Source organism: Pedobacter sp. MC2016-05 (assembly GCF_026239735.1).
GTDB lineage: Bacteria > Bacteroidota > Bacteroidia > Sphingobacteriales > Sphingobacteriaceae > Pedobacter.
Window position 1 is genome coordinate 74,591 of record NZ_JAPIVT010000018.1, and the last position, 18,160, is coordinate 92,750.

An 18,160-nucleotide genomic window follows, 5' to 3' on the forward strand; every position below is an offset into this window, starting at 1 on the left:
ATAATGGAAACCATCACTGAATAGTGCGGCAAAAGTAGTATTTTATCGTGGGGCCAAATTACCTGTCAGGCAATAAACACATCGAGATTACAAAAGAGTGGTATTTTTACTTTGGAAACAGAAAAGTTGTAGGATTTTATAGATTATCAAGACCTTTTTTGACCTCAAAAGATCTTCGAAAATGAATGTAGAGAAATTTATATCTCGCTTTAAACGTTTTTAACTGATATTTTTTTAAGTTTGAAGAATACAACAACCAGGCAAAATGTTCGAAAAGCTATTTAGAAAAAAATCTATCTCCAAAATTTTAAAAGATGCGGCAAGCGGCTATGGCGATCATGAAAATACGCTTCATAAAACATTAGGGGTACGAGATTTGACTGCGTTTGGTATTGCTGCAATTATTGGCGCTGGTATTTTTAGTACCATTGGTAAAGCCAGTGCAGATGGTGGTCCGGCGGTGATATTTTTGTTTATTTTTACTGCTGTTGCTTGTAGTTTTGCGGCATTTGCCTACGCAGAATTTGCTTCAATGGTTCCGGTTTCTGGTAGCGCATACACTTATTCCTACGTAGCATTTGGCGAGTTGGTGGCCTGGATTATTGGCTGGTCCCTCATCATGGAATACTCGATCGGAAATATCACGGTAGCCATTTCTTGGTCTGATTACTTTACCGGATTACTCTCTTCTATAAAAATACCATTCTTAAATATCAACGGCATCCATGTTCCCGATTGGGCAACGATGGATTATTTGAGTGCCTATAACGGACATAAAATTGCTGAAGCTTTATCGGCGGCAGGCAAAAACCTTAATGATTTGGATTCTGCTACAGCTTTAGCGAATAACGCCTGGTTAACCGCTCCACAAATTGGAGGCTTCCACCTGGTTGCAGACATTCCCGCCCTGGGAATTATTATTTTGATTACCTGGTTAATTTACCGTGGAATGAAAGAAAGCCGTAATGCCAGCAATGCAATGGTTGTGGTGAAGCTGGCTGTGATTCTATTGGTGCTTGCAGTTGGTATATTTTATGTTGATACCAACAATTGGAACCCTTTTGCGCCAAATGGAGTGTCAGGTGTTTTGAAAGGTGTCTCTGCAGTTTTCTTCGCCTATATCGGTTTCGATGCAATTTCTACAACAGCCGAAGAATGTAAAAATCCGCAACGTGATTTGCCCCGTGGAATGATGTGGGCAATTATCATTTGTACCATTTTATATGTTGCTATTGCCCTGGTTTTAACTGGAATTGTAAAATCTGATACGCTTGCCGTTGGCGATCCACTGGCATTCGTTTTCGATCAAATCAATTTAAAACTGATGAGTGGCATCATTGCCGTTAGTGCTGTTTTTGCAATGGCGAGTGTACTTTTAGTATTTCAAATGGGGCAACCACGTATTTGGATGAGCATGAGTCGCGATGGATTGTTACCAAAATCTTTTTCAAAAATCCACCCTAAATACAAAACCCCATCCTTCGCGACTATTGTAGTCGGGTTCGTTGTGGCTGTTCCATCGCTATTCATGAACTTAACCATTGTAACCGATCTTTGTTCGATAGGAACATTATTTGCTTTTGTATTGGTTTGTGCCGGAGTTTTAGTATTGCAAAACCGTCCGGATGTTCAACGTGGTAAGTTTAAAATTCCCTACGTTAACAGCAAATTTATTGTGCCGATTGCTTTTATTGCAGCAGTAGCATTCGCTTTCACACAATACGGTAAGGAAACAAAAGCATTCCTTTTCAATTCTCCTAAAACCGTTACCACAGTCAATTTTGTTACTTCCTTAAATGGAGAAGAACTAAAAGTTGTAAGAGAAGAAATTGTAAAAAATGCGGCTCCACAGATTATGCTGGCAGAAAAAGTTGACGCGGAGTCTTATTTGAGCGCATTACCCGGAGATCGTTACGAACAATTTATCACCGCTTCAAAAATTTCATTCGAAAAAAAGTATGAGAGTGGCTGGAGCCTTTTCAAACACAAAATACCGATGTGGATTTTCCTGATCATTTGTCTGATTATCTGCTATTACTGCATTACACATAACCTTTCTCTGATTCCGGTTCTGGGCCTTGTAAGCTGCTTATACATGATGTGCGAATTGGGAATTTCCAACTGGATCGGCTTTGGTATCTGGCTGGTTGTTGGCTTGGTGGTGTATTTCGCTTACGGATATAAGCATAGCAAGTTGGCACAGGAAGTTTAATGTAGATATGATCCTTTAGTACATCATCGCCGCTCCATTAGGTTAAAAGGATTTGATTATTCTAGCGCAGGTGCATATTTCGTTACAATCTGTTGCGAAGGTAGGTTACATAGATTTGGAAAAGTAACTGACGGCGAGATGATTTTGAATGATTGCATACAATGAGTGGCATAATTTAGCTGAAAGATTCTTGAATTTCGAGCTTGATGTTTTTCAAATTATGCCGAATCTCATGCATGGAATAATAGTTTTGTCTGATGAAATAGTTGTCGGGGCAACCCTTGCGGTTGCCCCGACAATATCCGATGTAGTTGGAGCATAAACAATTGTTTCTAACTCTTGCTTAGACCTGTTCAAACTAGATAGCAAAAGGATGGGGAAATTCTGGCAGAGGAATTACTACGAACATATAATCCGGGATGAAAATGCTGATAATAATATCTCCAATTATAGCTTGAATAACCCTAAAAAATGGGATGAAGACAAATTTCAATAAAAAACCCATTTCATTCGTTTGAATAAAATGGGTTACTGACCTGATTAGGAATCAATGTAAATCTAATTTTCTTTTTTCTTAATAAAAGCCAGTGCCGTAATCATCACTAATCCTAATGCAGAGGCAATCATATAAGTATTACCAGACTTAAGGTGGTAGATTTTAGCAGCCGGACCGGAGATAAAAAGACAAATACCGAGTATTAAAATTGCAGTTCTCATGGGTTAAACCGGTAATCTGTTGAGTTCGATATCATCTGGAGTTACAAAAATTAAAGGCACTTTCTCTACATCTACATAGCTGCTATCCAAACCAAAACTTCGTTCTTCCGATAAACTCATTTTCTTTAACAGAAAATAATAGTCCATGATTTGTCTTTCATAGAAACTCAATTTTGTAAACTTAGACAGGTGTTTCTCCAATAGTACGAACCTAAAATCACCCGCAATCTTATGTTTATTTAAAGATTTGTATTGACTCGTGATATCAATTTCTCCGTTTTTCACCAGCTCTTCAACTACTTTACGGTATAGCAAATTTACCCGTTGCTCTATCCTGAAACCTAAGCGGAAATCAATACGGATAAGCTTTCCAGGAATCAAGAATTCCACCTTATAATCTAACGTATAAGGCTCATCCATAACATCTACGTGAACCAACCAATAAACATCGGCACGTTTTGGTTCCTTTTGAATGATAGAGTAAATGATTTTTGATTCTATCTCTGTTTTAAAATTTGCACTGGTGAGGTAAACCAATTGAGAGGAGTATTTTGGAACCGTTTCATCATTACTCAATTCACTTAATATCTGGTAGTAATCTTCGATTTCTACATATTTAACAAAACGGTTTTTGATTTTGCGAGAGTTGTACCAGGTCCACATTACACTTAACAAACCGCAACTAATCAACAGCGTTACCCATCCACCATGAACAAACTTAGCCATGTTACCTACTAAGAATGTCAGTTCAATGATAGTGTAAACGCCAACGAAAATAATGATCAAGTATTTAGGAAATTTTTTCCTTAGCATATAAACGGCTACTAAAACCGTTGTCATCAAGAAGGTAAGATTAATCGCTAAGCCATAGGCACCCTCCATATCATCCGATCTTTTGAAATAAAGCACAATTAAAATGCAGCCGATACAAAGTAACCAGTTGATAGATGGAACATATAATTGTCCTTTTTGAACACTAGGATAGTTGATTTTAACTTTTGGCCAAAGGTTCAATCTTACTGCTTCAGAAATTAACGTAAATGAACCTGAAATCATGGCTTGCGAGGCAATAACAGCTGCTGTTGTGGCTAGAATAACCATATAAATAACCAGATTTTGGGGCACCAATTGGAAGAAAGGATTTTCCAATGGATTTCTAGGATTATAATTCGGGTGGCTCAGTACCCACGCACCCTGACCTAAATAATTCAAAATAAGGGTTAGTTTTACAAAGATCCAACTGATGCGAATATTATCTTTACCACAATGTCCTAAATCGCTATAAAGTGCCTCAGCACCTGTGGTACATAGGAATACGCCGCCTAAAATCACCAACGCACTCGGGTTGGTAACAAGTAAGTGAATCGCGTAGTAAGGATTTAGTGCTTTAAACACAGATGGATCATCCATCACATGAGATATACCTGTGATGCCCAATGCGGCAAACCAAAAAAACATGATAGGTCCAAAAAGCTTCCCTACCAAATTGGTTCCAAATTGTTGTATTACAAACAGTAAAGTTATAATTCCTATTACAATCGGCAATACCGGAACCGTCGGGAAGTTTAGTTTTAAACCTTCGATGGCCGAAGTTACCGTAATACTTGGGGTAATCATTCCATCTGCCAACAAAGCGGCGCCGCCGATAATTGCTGGAATAACCAACCATTTAGCTTTTTTGCGTACCAAAGAATAAAGCGAGAAAATTCCGCCTTCACCTCTATTATCGGCCCTTAAGGTTATAATTACATATTTTATGGTGGTCTGGAGCGTCAAAGTCCAGATAATGCATGAAAGCGCCCCCAGTACGACATCTGAACTGATGGGTTGCCCTGCATCAAATACCGATTTAAAAATCGCTTTAAGCGTGTACAATGGTGATGTACCGATATCGCCGAACACAATTCCCAAACTTACCAGAACTCCTCCGGCTGTTAACGCGTTGACATTTTTATGATCTGACACTTCGTTGATATTTTTAGTGCGTCAAAAGTAAACTAACTATAACAAATTAACAACCATAATATTGTGTAATTTTCACACTATGAAAAACAAAATTAATTGTTAAATTGTGTTAAAATATAACAGAACCATAAAATGTTTAATTTCTTTGTTTTTAATTAATACATTTGCTTAATAAATTTGATGAAACTCTACCCACTAACGTTGCTCACAAAACTTGCATGCATCTTATGCGTCGCTTTGTTGTGCAGTGTTAATTCTTGGGCGCAACAGACTGATAGTATTCACATCAGCTTAAAAAACAGAGTTAAAAAAACAAGCACAGTCCCAGAGATTAAAGCAAATATTCAGCCTTACCGACCGTTGTTTGGTACCTTAGGTACTTCGGGAATGTTCAACACTTATTCTGGAAGCACAAAGTCTACAAATATTGCTTCAACTAAAGATAAACTACTCACCATAGTTAAAGTTTACCCTAACCCTGTTGAAGATCAACTGAATATCATTTTATCAATAGGAAAAGACGGTACCCAGACGACGGTTAAAATTATTGATTTATTGGGCAATGAAGTGGTTACGCTTGCCAATGAGAGGCTGAATGCAGGTGAACAAACCAGAACCTTTAATATCCCGAGCCGATTAAATGCTGGCATCTATTTTTTAAGAGTAATGGCGGGCTCAGAAAGCCAGGTAAAACGCATCTCTGTTTTATAACCACGATTTCTTTTCTATTTTTGATTCTTCTGGAACCTTTTCCGAAAAAAATACCTCATAAAAAATTAATCTAGTATGAAAATCATCGCTATTGGTCGCAATTATGCCAAACATGCAAAAGAATTAAATAATCCCATTCCTACAACGCCCGTAATTTTCATGAAACCCGATACGGCATTATTGAAGGATAACAAACCTTTTTATTTGCCAGAATTTTCGAACGATGTTCATTATGAATTAGAAGTGGTGTTAAAAATCTGTAAAGAGGGTAAACATATCGCTGACAAATTTGCGGCAAATTATTATAACGAAATTGGTTTAGGAATTGATTTTACAGCCCGTGACATTCAAAGTAAGCACAAAGAAAAAGGTTTGCCATGGGAACTTGCAAAAAGTTTCGATAGCTCTGCCCCAATCAGTATCTTCTTGCCGAAATCTGATTTTGAAAACTTATATGATTTAAACTTTGAGTTGAAGATCAATGGCGAAACGCGTCAGAAAGGCTATACCAAAGATTTACTCTTCTCGTTTGAAAAGATAATCAGTTTCGTTTCACAATACATTACCTTAAAAAAAGGCGATTTAATTTTTACAGGCACCCCTGAAGGGGTAGGAAAAATTAATCAGGGCGATAAGCTGGAAGCATGGTTAGAAGACAAGCAACTGTTGAATTTTGATGTAAAATAAAGAATGGTAAAAATCCCGATCCGCAACTTGTTCCATACCGCTTTCCTTATTTGTTTTTCTTTATTAGCTCATTTCGCACAGGCGCAACAAATATTTAGCTCCAATAAATACCCTATAACCGATTTTCGACAGCCTTTGGATATTACTCCTCCTGCCCTGGCGGGATCATTTGGAGAAATTCGTGGCAATCATTTCCATTCTGGGATCGACTTCCGGACAAATCAACGCGAAGGGTATCCGGTTTATGCGGTTGCAGATGGATACATTTCCCGCCTTAGAGTTCAAAATAGTGGCTTCGGCTTGGCACTTTACATCAACCATCCAAATGGCTTTACCACTGTGTATGGCCACCTACAACGCTTTTCTCCAAAAATAGCAACCATTGTAAAAGATTTGGAGTATGAAAAAAAATCATTCGAGATTGATGACTTTCCTGAAGCCACACTCATCCCTGTTCGTAAGGGCGAAGTAATTGCGTGGTCGGGTAACCGAGGCAGTTCCGGAGGGCCGCATTTACATTTTGAAATTAGAGATACCAAAACAGAAGAAACCATAAACCCGCAATTTTTCGGCATTAACATTCCTGATAATATCCCGCCGGTAATTCATGGTTTATATGTTTACCGTTTAAATGGAAAAAACTTTAACGAATTTACGCCGAAACAGGCCATTGGCATTAGTGGTGCAGCTGGCAGTTACAAAGCAACTGCTCCGGTTAGTTTAACCGGCGAAGTTGGTTTTGGCATTGTGGTAACCGATAGGCACAATGGTTTATCTGGTACAAATGGTGTTTATTCTATTCAATTGGAACTTGATGGCAAAATGATCTATACGTCTGCTTTAGAACGTTTTTCTTTTGAGAACAGCAAAGCGATTAACTCACACATCGATTATCCAACTTATATCAATACGAAAAGAAGTATTCAAAAAAGTTTTGTCGATCCGGGAAATCCCCTGAAAATTTATAGCGGGTTGGTGAATAGCGGAAGAATTAACTTCAATGATGGCGAAACTCACCAGCTTCGATATATCATAACCGATTCAAAAGGAAACGCATCAACATTGCCATTTACGGTAAATGCCGGAACAGCGTCTCTCGCTGCTCCTATTATCCCGGCGGGTTTAAATTTTCCTTATAATAAAGCCAGTGAATTTAATAGCGATGAAATCAAAGTGGTTATTCCGCAAGGCACTCTATATAACGACTTAAATTTTGTGTATAAAAAATTGCCCAAACCAGCTGGAAACGCTTATTCTGCCATACAGCAAATTCATAACAGATTTACCCCGCTACATATTGGGTTTAATTTATGGATAAAAGCCGATGCCCTTCCCGAAAATTTACGTGATAAAGCTTTGATAGTAAGTACAGGTGGCTCATCGCAAGGCGGCTCGTTTGATAACGGCTATCTAAAAGCGACACCAAAGAATTTTGGCAGTTTTTATATTGCTGTTGATACAATTGCGCCCCGAATTGTCCCTATTAATATTGCCGATGGAAAAAGTATGGCAGGATTATCAAAAATGACTTTCAGAATCAGTGATAATCTTTCTGGAATAAAAAGTTTTAGTGGCTACATTGATGGCAAATGGGTTTTAATGGAATTTGACACAAAAACAGCAACCCTATGGCACAGCTTTGATGATAGAACGGCATCTGGCAAACACACTTTTGAGTTGGTGGTAACAGACGGAAAAGATAATGTGAAGCGTTATGCCATTTCATTTTTTAAATAGTTGTATCAATCTTAGTTGAAGTTGATTTGGAACGCTGAGATCTTGCAGTCTGACACATTCAAAACAGTACCTATTTAGCCCCGGGTGTAACGGTACACTGCGGTAAAGAGGGTTACAGACGATGCGAAGCGTACAAGCGCAACATGGGAAGAATGTATGTGTAGCCTACAGAATCTGCGCTCCAAAACAAAGAATTAATAAGTGAATATTTAGGTGAATTTCCGGCAAAATCTAAAAGCTACTACCTAATAATGTCATCTTTTAACATTCATTGAACACTATAACAGGTTAAACTGTTTAAATTGCAATCTCAAAATAGTCAATTTACATCTCAAATCATTTATATATGGCCGAATTAAAAGAAGGCGATCAAGCACCTTCAATTACATCCAAAGATCAAAACGGAACCGCGGTTTCGTTGAGCGATTACCAAGGCAAAACAGTGGTACTCTATTTTTATCCCAAGGACGATACACCTGGTTGCACTGCCGAAGCCTGCGATTTTAGAGACAATTACCAGGGTTTGCAAGCTAAGGGAATAGTGGTTTTGGGTGTGAGTGTCGATGACGAAAAATCGCATCAGAAATTTGTAACTAAACATAACCTGCCTTTTACATTACTGGCAGATACTGATCAGAAAATTGTAACTGATTATGGGGTTTGGGCAGAAAAAAACATGTATGGGAAAAAATATATGGGAACGGTTCGAACTACTTTCATTATTGATGGTGATGGCAGAATTACCCACATCATCAAAAAAGTTGACACCAAAAACGCTACTCAGCAAGTACTCGATTTAATCAATAACTAATTATAATATAGCAGTTAAAATATTAACTTTGCTATGTAACAACAACCTCTTATTTTAATGAAACATACAATAAAAGAGCTAGAAGATATTGCTTCGCAAATCAGAAGAGATATCGTAAGAATGGTTCACGGCTGCCAATCTGGCCATCCGGGCGCATCGCTAGGATGTGCAGATTTTTTTACCGCTTTATATTTTGAAGTATTGAACCACAAAACAGACTTCACGATGGAAGGTAAAGGAGAAGATTTGTTCTTCCTATCTAACGGACATATTTCACCAGTTTGGTACAGTACATTGGCACACGCTGGTTATTTCGATAAAAGTGAATTGGCTACTTTCCGTAAATTAGATTCAAGATTGCAAGGTCACCCAACCACACATGAGCATTTACCGGGAATCCGTATAGCCTCTGGCTCATTAGGTCAGGGTTTATCAGTGGCTATTGGCGCTGCCTTAGCTAAAAAACTAAATGGTGATCATTCTCACATTTTTGCTTTATTAGGTGATGGTGAATTGCAAGAAGGACAAAATTGGGAAGCCGCTATGTTTGCCCCTTTCAACAAAGTTGATCATTTAATTGCTTCGGTAGATTACAATGGCCAGCAAATTGACGGACCGACAAGTAAAGTTTTGGCTTTAGATGATTTACAAGCAAAATTCGAAGCTTTTGGATGGCATGTAATTAATACTGATGGTAACGATATGCAAGCTATTGTTGAAGGTTTACATTATGCAAAAACGTTAACCGGAAAAGGCAAACCAATTTTAAATTTAATGAGCACGCAAATGGGTGCAGGTGTAGATTATATGGTTGGCTCACATAAATGGCATGGTACGGCTCCAAATGATGAGCAATTGGCTTCAGCTTTAGCGCAATTACCAGAAACTTTAGGGGATTATTAAATCAGATTGGAGATGTGAGATGTGAGATGTGAGTCTCATATCTGATGTCTAAAATCTCATATCTAAGATATAATGAAAAAATACACTTATACAGAAAAAAAAGATACACGTTCGGGATTTGGTGCTGGCTTACATGAGGCAGGGAAAAAGAACGAAAACGTTGTAGCATTGTGTGCCGATTTAGTTGGATCGCTTAAAATGGATGCTTTTATCAAAGATTTTCCAGAGCGTTTTACTCAGGTTGGTATTGCCGAAGCAAACATGATCGGTATAGCAGCGGGTATGACGATTGGTGGAAAAATTCCCTTTACCGGAACTTTCGCTAACTTTTCTACAGGTCGTGTTTACGATCAGATTCGTCAATCGGTAGCTTATTCAAATAAAAACGTTAAAATTTGTGCATCTCACGCTGGTTTAACTTTGGGTGAAGATGGTGCAACACACCAGATTTTAGAAGATATCGGTTTAATGAAAATGTTGCCAGGTATGGTAGTTATTAATCCTTGCGATTATAATCAAACCAAAGCGGCAACTATGGCCATTGCGGAATATGAAGGTCCGGTTTACTTGCGTTTCGGTCGTCCGGTAATTCCGGTATTTACAGATCCTGATCAAAAATTTGAGATTGGTAAAGCCTGGATGGTCAACGAAGGAACTGATGTAACCATTATTGCAACCGGCCACATGGTTTGGAAAGCAATCGAAGCTGGCGAAAAATTAGCAGAACTAGGTATCGATGCGGAAATTATCAATATCCACACCATTAAACCTTTGGATGATGAAGCGATCTTAAAATCAGTAAAGAAAACAGGCTGCGTGGTGACTTGCGAGGAGCACAATAAATTTGGTGGTTTGGGCGAAAGTGTTGCCCGCTTATTGACTACTGAATTACCTACACCACAGGAATTTGTAGCTACGAACGATACTTTTGGAGAAAGCGGAACACCAGATCAATTGATGTCGAAATATGGCTTAGATGCTGTAAACATTGTTGAAGCGGTTCAAAAAGTGATCGGCAGAAAAAAAGCATAAAGTCCTTAGCATAAAAAAGAATAGAGAATGGGGAATAGGAAATCTGCTAATGCAAAGTAATTTCTGAACACCTATTCCCTATTTACAATTTCCTATTTAACATTTTCTTTTATACCATTCGTACCCTCCCTTCCAAAAAAAACCTCTCCTAGAAAAATAAATGAAACAAGTTGAAGATTCAGAAATTCTTGCCCTTTTTGCCGTCGAGAAAACCCGAAATGAAGCTTTTAACTTGTTATTAAAAAAATATCAGCAGAAAATTTATTGGCACATTCGCAGGCTAGTGCTCAACCACGATGACTGCGATGATTTATTACAAGAGGTGTTTGTAAAGGTTTGGAAAAACCTCGATAAATTTAGAAGTGATTCTCAACTTTATACCTGGATCTATCGCATCGCTACCAATGAATCCATTACATTTTTAAATAAGCAGAAGCAAAGAAATAACACGCCATTGGATGAAGTATCATCTGAATTGGCTGATAATCTGGTTGCCTCTTCCTATTTTAATGGCGATAAATTGGAGCTTAAACTACAAAAAGCTATTCTTACCCTACCCGAAAAACAACGGATCATTTTCAACATGAAATATTTTGATGATATGAAATATGAAGAAATTTCGGAAGTTTTAGGCACATCAGTTGGCGCCTTAAAAGCATCATTCCATATCGCAGCAAAAAAAATTGAAGCAATTATTACAAATGATGAAATTGATTATTAAACCTTTTCATCTTAATTCAATCATATATCTGTGATGAACGAAAATATAGAAGATAACGATTGGAAAAAGGATGCACCAAGCTTAGCAGCAATGGGCAAAAACAATCCTTTTACTGTTCCGAATAACTATTTCGACAGTGTAGAGGAGATAGTGCATTCAAACATTTTTTTAGATGGATTGAAAGAAAAGGCCAATAATCGCGACTTTGCAGTTCCGCAGGATTACTTTGAAGATTTAACGGAACGTATTGAAATCAATATCAGATTAACGGAACTGCCCAAAGCAGCAAACACCTTCGCTGTTCCCGAAAATTATTTTGACACCTTACAAAACAGAATTTCGGATAGGATTGCAGCTGAAGCACCACAAAAAGTTGCGAAAATTGTTCCGCTTTGGAGAAGAAGTCTGGTTAAATATGCCAGTGCAGCCTGCTTTGTTTTAATTGCTTCATTTGGTGCTTATTTTTATCAAAACAGCAGTTCTATTCCTGTTGCTCAAACCCAACCGGCCGATCTTTCAAGCGAGCAAATGTTGTATGATATAGATGAAAGTACAATTATAGAACATTTAGAAGCACAAAATACGACGGCTTCAAAAACTACTTCTGCCTCAGATACAGAAATGGAAAACTACATATTGAGTAATTTCTCTTCGAGTGATTTAACTCATGAATTAAATAATTAATTAGAAATGAAGAATTTATTATTCGTTGCTTTAATGTTTTTATTACCCACTACCCTTTTAGCACAAAGGCCAAAAAATGAGGAGATAGAATCATTGAAAATTGCTTTTTTCACTCAAAAACTTGATTTATCGCCCGAAGAAGCTAAAATATTCTGGCCGATTTATAACGATATGCAAGCAGAGCAAAATGCTTTACGTAAGGAAAGGATGCAAAAAATGATCTCTTACAGGAAAACTACTGAAATTGATAATTTAAGCGACGCCCAGGTACAAAGTTTAATTACCAGCGAGTTTGATTTTAAACAAAGAGATCTTAACCTTGATAAAAAATATTATAATCGTTTGAAGTCTAATCTACCGATTAAAGTGGTTGGGAAATTTTACAGAGCCCAAGAAGGCTTTAAGCGAGAGTTGCTCAATCGCTTCAAAGGCGGACCAAGAAATTAAAATGAAGACTTGCAGTAATGCAGGTCTTTTTTTGTTCTAAAGCCTACTGCAAATCCGTACTTTTGTGCCATGCTTACCCAACGTCAGTTGTTTTTACAACACAATGCACAAACCTCTCCAGAACCTTTAATGCTCGAATTTGTAAGGGCAAAAGGCGTGTATATTTACGACTCGTCTAATAAAAAACACTTGGATCTTATTGCCGGTATTGGCGTAAGTAATGTGGGCCATTGCCATCCAGACGTGGTTAAGGCCATACAAGAGCAAGCCGAAACTTACATGCACTTAATGGTATATGGAGAATATGTGCAAACGCCACAGGTAAATTTTGCAAAGGCATTGGCCGATATTTTACCGCAAAATTTAAGCTGTACTTACTTTTTAAATTCAGGAACAGAAGCGGTTGAAGGCGCAATGAAATTGGCTAAACGTTATACAGGCCGGACAGGATTTATCGCCTGTAAAAATGCCTATCATGGTAGCACTCAAGGGGCCGAAAGTTTAATGGAGAGCGATTTCTATTCTTCAGGATATGGACCATTTTTACCAAACGTCAGCTTTATTCAGCATAATGATGTTAACGATTTACATAAAATCACTGAAGATATTGCCGCCGTTTTTATCGAACCTATTCAGGGTGAGGCTGGAATTCGCGTTGCCGATCTAAATTACATGCAGGCTTTAAGAGCAAAATGTACCGAAACAAAAACGCTGTTGATTTTCGATGAAATCCAATCCGGTTTTGGCAGAAGCGGAAAAATGTTTGCTTTTGAACATTATAACGTTGTTCCCGATGTTTTACTGTTAGCTAAAGGAATTGGTGGGGGAATGCCCATTGGTGCATTCATCAGTTCGTTGGAAATCATGTCGGTACTTTCGCACACGCCAATATTAGGCCACATGACAACCTTTGGTGGCCATCCGGTTTGCTGTGCAGCAGGCCTGGCTACCTTAAGAACATTGGTAGACAATAATATAGTAGAGGCAGTAGAAGAAAAAGGTCAACTTTTCAAGTCGTTGTTAAAACATAGCGCTATTAAAGAAATAAGAGGCAAAGGTTTAATGCTTGCTGTAGAATTTGAAAGCTTCGAAATCAACAAAAAAATTATAGATGCCTGTATTTTGGATGGCGTATTATCAGATTGGTTTTTGCATTGCAGTAATTCTATGCGTATCGCCCCTCCCTTAATCATCACCAAAGAGGAAATAGAAGGAGCCTGCCAGACCATTTTAAAAAATATTAACTTAGTTACTAATAAGGTGGAACGCTGAAGGATTTGAGGTAAAGGGTTTAAAACCATTAAAATAATTATTGGAACAGCATTTTTCGCGAACGTTCTTGATACTTGCTACTAAATACTTAATACTCATATGAACGTACTCATAGTTGAAGATGAAAAAGGCCTGGCGCTCGAAATGGATGAATTTCTAAGCAAAGAGGGTTTCATTGTAGAGCATGCCTGGAAAAAGTCATCCGCCGAGGAAAAGATTTTTGTAAACAATTATGATTTCATTTTACTTGACTTAGGCTTACCCGATGGTGATGGCTTTGAGGTTTTAAAACAGTTAAAAGGGCTAAAAGACCGTGATGACGCAGTGATTATTTTGACCGCCAGAAGCGCAGTAGACGACCGCATTAAAGGTTTGGATGAAGGTGCAGATGATTATTTACCAAAGCCCTTCTCTCTGAATGAGCTTTTAGCCCGCATGCATGCCATCACCCGAAGAAAGCACAAATTAGAGAAAAATGAAATCAACATTCACGATTTCTTGTTGAATATCCAAAATAGAACGGTCTCTTTTGGCGAAGAAAGGCTAAACCTCACCAAAAAGGAATTCGAAATTTTCAATTATCTGGTGCTAAACAAAAATCGGGTGGTTTCAAGGATGAGTTTAACTGAGCATGTTTGGGGCGATATTCTAGAAGTCAATTCTGATTCGAACTTTGTGGATGTGCATGTAAAAAACCTAAGAAAAAAGCTGACTGCGATTAGTCCGATAGATTGGTTTGAAACCGTGAGAAGTATCGGTTATAGGATCAATTGTTGATCAAGTCGAAAGAGTGAAATTCGACGAAGCAAGTTTGAAGCACGTTTGAAGCCTATTCCACAAGTACACCAATGAAACAAATGAGCCATTGAATTATTGAACCAACCAAATGAAGCTACAGGTTAAGTTTTCTTTGTATAATGCCATCACTAAAATTGCAATCATTGTGGTATTGGGAGGGATTATACTATTCTCCTTAGATAACATTGCCTTTAACCAACTTGATAACCGGTTAGTAAAAAAGAAGAATCGAATTATTGAGCACCTCAACGAAAACGAGATTGACAGCCTGCTAAACAAAGAACAATCGTTTACAGATTATAATATTTTAAAAGAAGAATTTATCGTCTTAACAGATATATCAGATAATCAAAAAAAAGCTTCTGCTACAATAATTACCGAAAAACGTGAAATTGAAGGCGATGTTGAGGTGTACAGAATTCTGAATTATAAATTTTCATACCACACCAATTGGTACAATTTAGAAATAGGGGAATCGATGACAGCGCTTTCGTCGATTAAAAATACCATTAGATTTTATATGTTGATGGTTTTGTTCGCTGCATTGATCATCACTTTAATGACCGATTATTTCTTTTCCAATTATTTGCTAAAACCTTTTTATACCATTATCGATAAAAAGATAAACCTGGTAAACGATCCTACTCATTACAATTACGATAACATTCCAACCAGCACGGATGATTTTAAAATTCTAGATAACAGTATAAATTCTTTGATGAGAAAAATTAGTACATTATTTGCACTAGAAAAGCAGTTTATAGCCAATGTTTCTCATGAGTTATTGACCCCAATATCAGTTTTAAGCACTCGTTTCGAGAATATGCTAAATACACCAGATATTCCGGAAGAGCATGAAAACAAAATCTACGCTTCCCTGAAAACACTAAATAGATTAAAGGTGATTATCAACAGTCTGCTATTAATATCAAAAGTGGAAAATAATCAATATTTGAAAACTGAAGAAATTAGTCTGAAACAAGAGATAACTGATATTTATGAAGATCTGGAAGATAGAATTTCAGATAAGAATCTCCGCTATGATTTATCCATTACACAAGATTTCAAGTTTTTGGGAAATAAAGCACTCATCCATATATTATTGAACAACCTGATTAATAATGCAATAAAATATAATATGGCCGGGAGTTTCATTAACATTACTGGAGAAACTGTGCAACATCACTACAAACTGAATATTAGTGATGGCGGCGTGGGCATGGATAAAGAACTATTGACAAACGCATTCGACCGCTTTAAACGGGGAAATACGGAGGAAAATGGTTTCGGCTTAGGCTTGGCAATTGTGCAGAGTATAGCTAAATTTCACAATATTGAAGTCGAAATTCAATCTGAGGAAAATAAAGGCACAAGCATTTCTCTTATTTTTTAAAATGAAATTGCACTGATACGCTTATTGCTAACTGCTTAAGCAAATCGTTACCTTTGTATTAATGCAATTATCGTTTCTGAAGAAAATATTTTTATTATCCTTTACCACTTTGCTGCTGGCCATTTCGGGCTTAAAAGCGCAAAAAATTGTGGAGGTAAATGACAGCATTCCGCAGCATATATTCACGTTTAACGAAATAGAATTTTTTGAAGATGCAAAAAACGAGTTTACGTTTGAACAGATAAAAAGTAAAAATTTCGATCAGAAATTCAAAGGAAGCATATCCAGCACACCACAAACTAAAAATCTAAACAAAACTTATTGGTTCAGGATTAAAATCAAGAACAATGAAAAGGCAAGGAAGCCATTCTTGTTAGAATTTTTTGATCAAACGATTGATCAGATTACGGCATATATTCCTCAAAGTGATCAGCGTTATAAAATCGAAAATCTTGGTGATGCAAACGCTTTTAATAAACGCTTGGTCCACCATAAAAACTTTGAAATCCCCGTTCAAAATGAGGGTAACGACGCTCAAGTTTATTATTTCAAAATTAGTTCTTCTCAGATTTCGGATGTAATTATCGTGTTAAGATCAGCCGAATGGTTTATCTCTTATGCCCTGGATGAGTATTTCTATTTTGGAATATTCTATGGGATGATTTTGGTCTTTAGTTTTTATAACCTCATTATGTTCATCGCCATTCGGCAGAAACAGTATTTATATTATGTTCTTTATAATTTAAGTGTTGGCTTTTTCGAAATGAGCAGTGACGGTATTGCTTATCAGTACTTATGGCCAAATTCTCCGGTATGGAACCAAGTGGCTTATGCGTTCGCACTATGTGCAACCAGCATTTTTGCCTTATTATTTACACGAGAATTATTGTTTGTTAAAGCCAAAGCACCGAAATTAAATCAGCTCATTGTTGGTGTAATTGTAGTTCGGTTAATCTTTTTTGCTTACTGTTACCTCTTCGACCAAACGCTTTTCAGCTTCAAATTCATTGAGGCTATTCCACTTGCTGTTGCATTTTTTACTGGTATCTACATTTATAAAAATGGTTATCAGCCGGCACGTTTTTTTGTATTGGGCTATAGCTTTTTGTTTCTTGGCTTTGCAATGAAATTTCTGATCATGCTAGGTTTTAGCTGGCTGAATTTTGGAGTAGTAAGCTATTATAGTTTGAGCTTTTGTTTCGTATTGGAAATGGTTTTTCTATCGTTTGCTATTGGCGATAAAGTTCGGTTGCTTAAACTAAAAAAAGATAAAGCACAGCAAAAAATCATCAAACAGATGGCAATTAATGCAAAGTTGAAAGACACTGTTAACCAGGAACTAGAGACCAAAGTAGAGGAGCGCACGCGGGAGGTTTACCATAAATCAATCATTATCGAGAGTAAAAACCAGGCCTTAGAAGAAGCGAACGCTTTACTGCAAAAACAGGCTGAAGAAATTTCGAGAATGAACGTACTGCTGGAACAGGATAATGAAGAACTTCAAACCAGTGTAGAGAAAGTAACGCGTGATCGGGTGATGAATACCGAGGTCGACTTTGAGGAATTCAGCAAAATTTATCCTGACAAGGAAACCTGTTATCAATTTTTAGCGGAACTGAAATGGAACAAAGGCTATCATTGCCGTAAATGCAGCAACGACCATTATTTTTCCGGCCATATTTTACACAGTCGCCGCTGTAGCAAATGCGGCTATGAAGAATCGGTTACTACTTACACCATTTTTCACAATACAAGAATTCCGATCAACAAAGCCTTCTACATGATCTTTCTGATCTATTCTTCAAAAGGAAAAATCTCTTCTCACAAACTTTCCGAATTGCTTTCCGTTAGGCAAAGCACCTGCTGGACCTTTGGTACAAGAATCAAAAAAGTGATGGATGACCGGAAGAAAACGCTCAAAAAAGGCGGGAAAAATGGGTGGAGCCAATTGGTCATTGAGTAAATCGACGTCGAATTCCGCTAATATCCTGCTGTACTAACACCAAAATCTTAACAAATAGTTAAGGTATTTAAGCGTATCATTTTCCCGCTGACACCATGCTTAGTCTA

At 37.4% G+C, this 18,160-nt stretch carries 16 protein-coding genes; 14 read left to right on the forward strand and 2 right to left on the reverse strand.

Annotated features, from left to right (window positions below):
* Positions 1-265: 265 nt before the first annotated feature.
* Positions 266-2,212: an amino acid permease gene (locus OQZ33_RS19200; RefSeq protein WP_265800936.1), complete on the forward strand. Its 1,947-nt coding sequence runs from the start codon at positions 266-268 to the stop codon at positions 2,210-2,212.
* Positions 2,213-2,770: 558 nt separating this feature from the next.
* Here OQZ33_RS19200 and OQZ33_RS19205 read toward each other — a convergent pair.
* A complete protein-coding gene (locus OQZ33_RS19205) occupies positions 2,771-2,929 on the reverse strand; it encodes a hypothetical protein (protein ID WP_265800937.1) in 159 nt (52 codons plus the stop codon).
* Between the two features lie 3 nt (positions 2,930-2,932).
* Complete coding sequence (locus OQZ33_RS19210) at positions 2,933-4,894, reverse strand: KUP/HAK/KT family potassium transporter (protein ID WP_265800939.1); 1,962 nt, start codon at positions 4,892-4,894, stop codon at positions 2,933-2,935.
* 180 nt (positions 4,895-5,074) lie between these two features.
* Here OQZ33_RS19210 and OQZ33_RS19215 point away from each other — a divergent pair, with 180 nt between their 5' ends.
* From OQZ33_RS19215 to OQZ33_RS19275, 13 genes are all read left to right on the forward strand, one after another.
* Positions 5,075-5,605 (forward strand): T9SS type A sorting domain-containing protein, encoded by a 531-nt coding sequence (locus tag OQZ33_RS19215; protein WP_265800940.1) that lies wholly within the window; start codon positions 5,075-5,077, stop codon positions 5,603-5,605.
* Positions 5,606-5,680: 75 nt separating this feature from the next.
* Positions 5,681-6,292, forward strand: a complete 612-nt coding sequence (locus tag OQZ33_RS19220; protein WP_265800941.1) for a fumarylacetoacetate hydrolase family protein — start codon at positions 5,681-5,683, stop codon at positions 6,290-6,292.
* A gap of 3 nt (positions 6,293-6,295) precedes the next feature.
* Positions 6,296-8,029: a M23 family metallopeptidase gene (locus OQZ33_RS19225; protein WP_265800942.1), complete on the forward strand. Its 1,734-nt coding sequence runs from the start codon at positions 6,296-6,298 to the stop codon at positions 8,027-8,029.
* 346 nt (positions 8,030-8,375) lie between these two features.
* The gene (bcp, locus tag OQZ33_RS19230; protein WP_265800944.1) at positions 8,376-8,840 is read left to right on the forward strand and encodes a thioredoxin-dependent thiol peroxidase; all 465 of its coding nucleotides are present in this window, start codon (positions 8,376-8,378) and stop codon (positions 8,838-8,840) included.
* Between the two features lie 57 nt (positions 8,841-8,897).
* A complete protein-coding gene (locus tag OQZ33_RS19235) occupies positions 8,898-9,743 on the forward strand; it encodes a transketolase (RefSeq protein ID WP_056851842.1) in 846 nt (281 codons plus the stop codon).
* 72 nt (positions 9,744-9,815) lie between these two features.
* The gene (locus tag OQZ33_RS19240; protein WP_056851843.1) at positions 9,816-10,775 is read left to right on the forward strand and encodes a transketolase family protein; all 960 of its coding nucleotides are present in this window, start codon (positions 9,816-9,818) and stop codon (positions 10,773-10,775) included.
* A 160-nt stretch (positions 10,776-10,935) separates the two neighbouring features.
* The gene (locus OQZ33_RS19245; protein WP_265800945.1) at positions 10,936-11,496 is read left to right on the forward strand and encodes an RNA polymerase sigma factor; all 561 of its coding nucleotides are present in this window, start codon (positions 10,936-10,938) and stop codon (positions 11,494-11,496) included.
* Between the two features lie 33 nt (positions 11,497-11,529).
* A complete protein-coding gene (locus OQZ33_RS19250; protein WP_265800947.1) occupies positions 11,530-12,180 on the forward strand; it encodes a hypothetical protein in 651 nt (216 codons plus the stop codon).
* Positions 12,181-12,186: 6 nt separating this feature from the next.
* A complete protein-coding gene (locus OQZ33_RS19255) occupies positions 12,187-12,627 on the forward strand; it encodes a hypothetical protein (protein WP_265800948.1) in 441 nt (146 codons plus the stop codon).
* A 69-nt stretch (positions 12,628-12,696) separates the two neighbouring features.
* Positions 12,697-13,899 (forward strand): aspartate aminotransferase family protein, encoded by a 1,203-nt coding sequence (locus OQZ33_RS19260; RefSeq protein WP_265800949.1) that lies wholly within the window; start codon positions 12,697-12,699, stop codon positions 13,897-13,899.
* Between the two features lie 99 nt (positions 13,900-13,998).
* Positions 13,999-14,676 carry a response regulator transcription factor gene (locus OQZ33_RS19265; RefSeq protein ID WP_265800950.1) on the forward strand — a complete coding sequence of 226 codons (678 nt, stop codon included), beginning with the start codon at positions 13,999-14,001 and terminating at the stop codon, positions 14,674-14,676.
* A 109-nt stretch (positions 14,677-14,785) separates the two neighbouring features.
* Complete coding sequence (locus OQZ33_RS19270; RefSeq protein WP_265800951.1) at positions 14,786-16,090, forward strand: sensor histidine kinase; 1,305 nt, start codon at positions 14,786-14,788, stop codon at positions 16,088-16,090.
* A gap of 61 nt (positions 16,091-16,151) precedes the next feature.
* A complete protein-coding gene (locus OQZ33_RS19275; protein ID WP_265800952.1) occupies positions 16,152-18,053 on the forward strand; it encodes a 7TM diverse intracellular signaling domain-containing protein in 1,902 nt (633 codons plus the stop codon).
* The last annotated feature ends 107 nt before the right edge of the window (positions 18,054-18,160 follow it).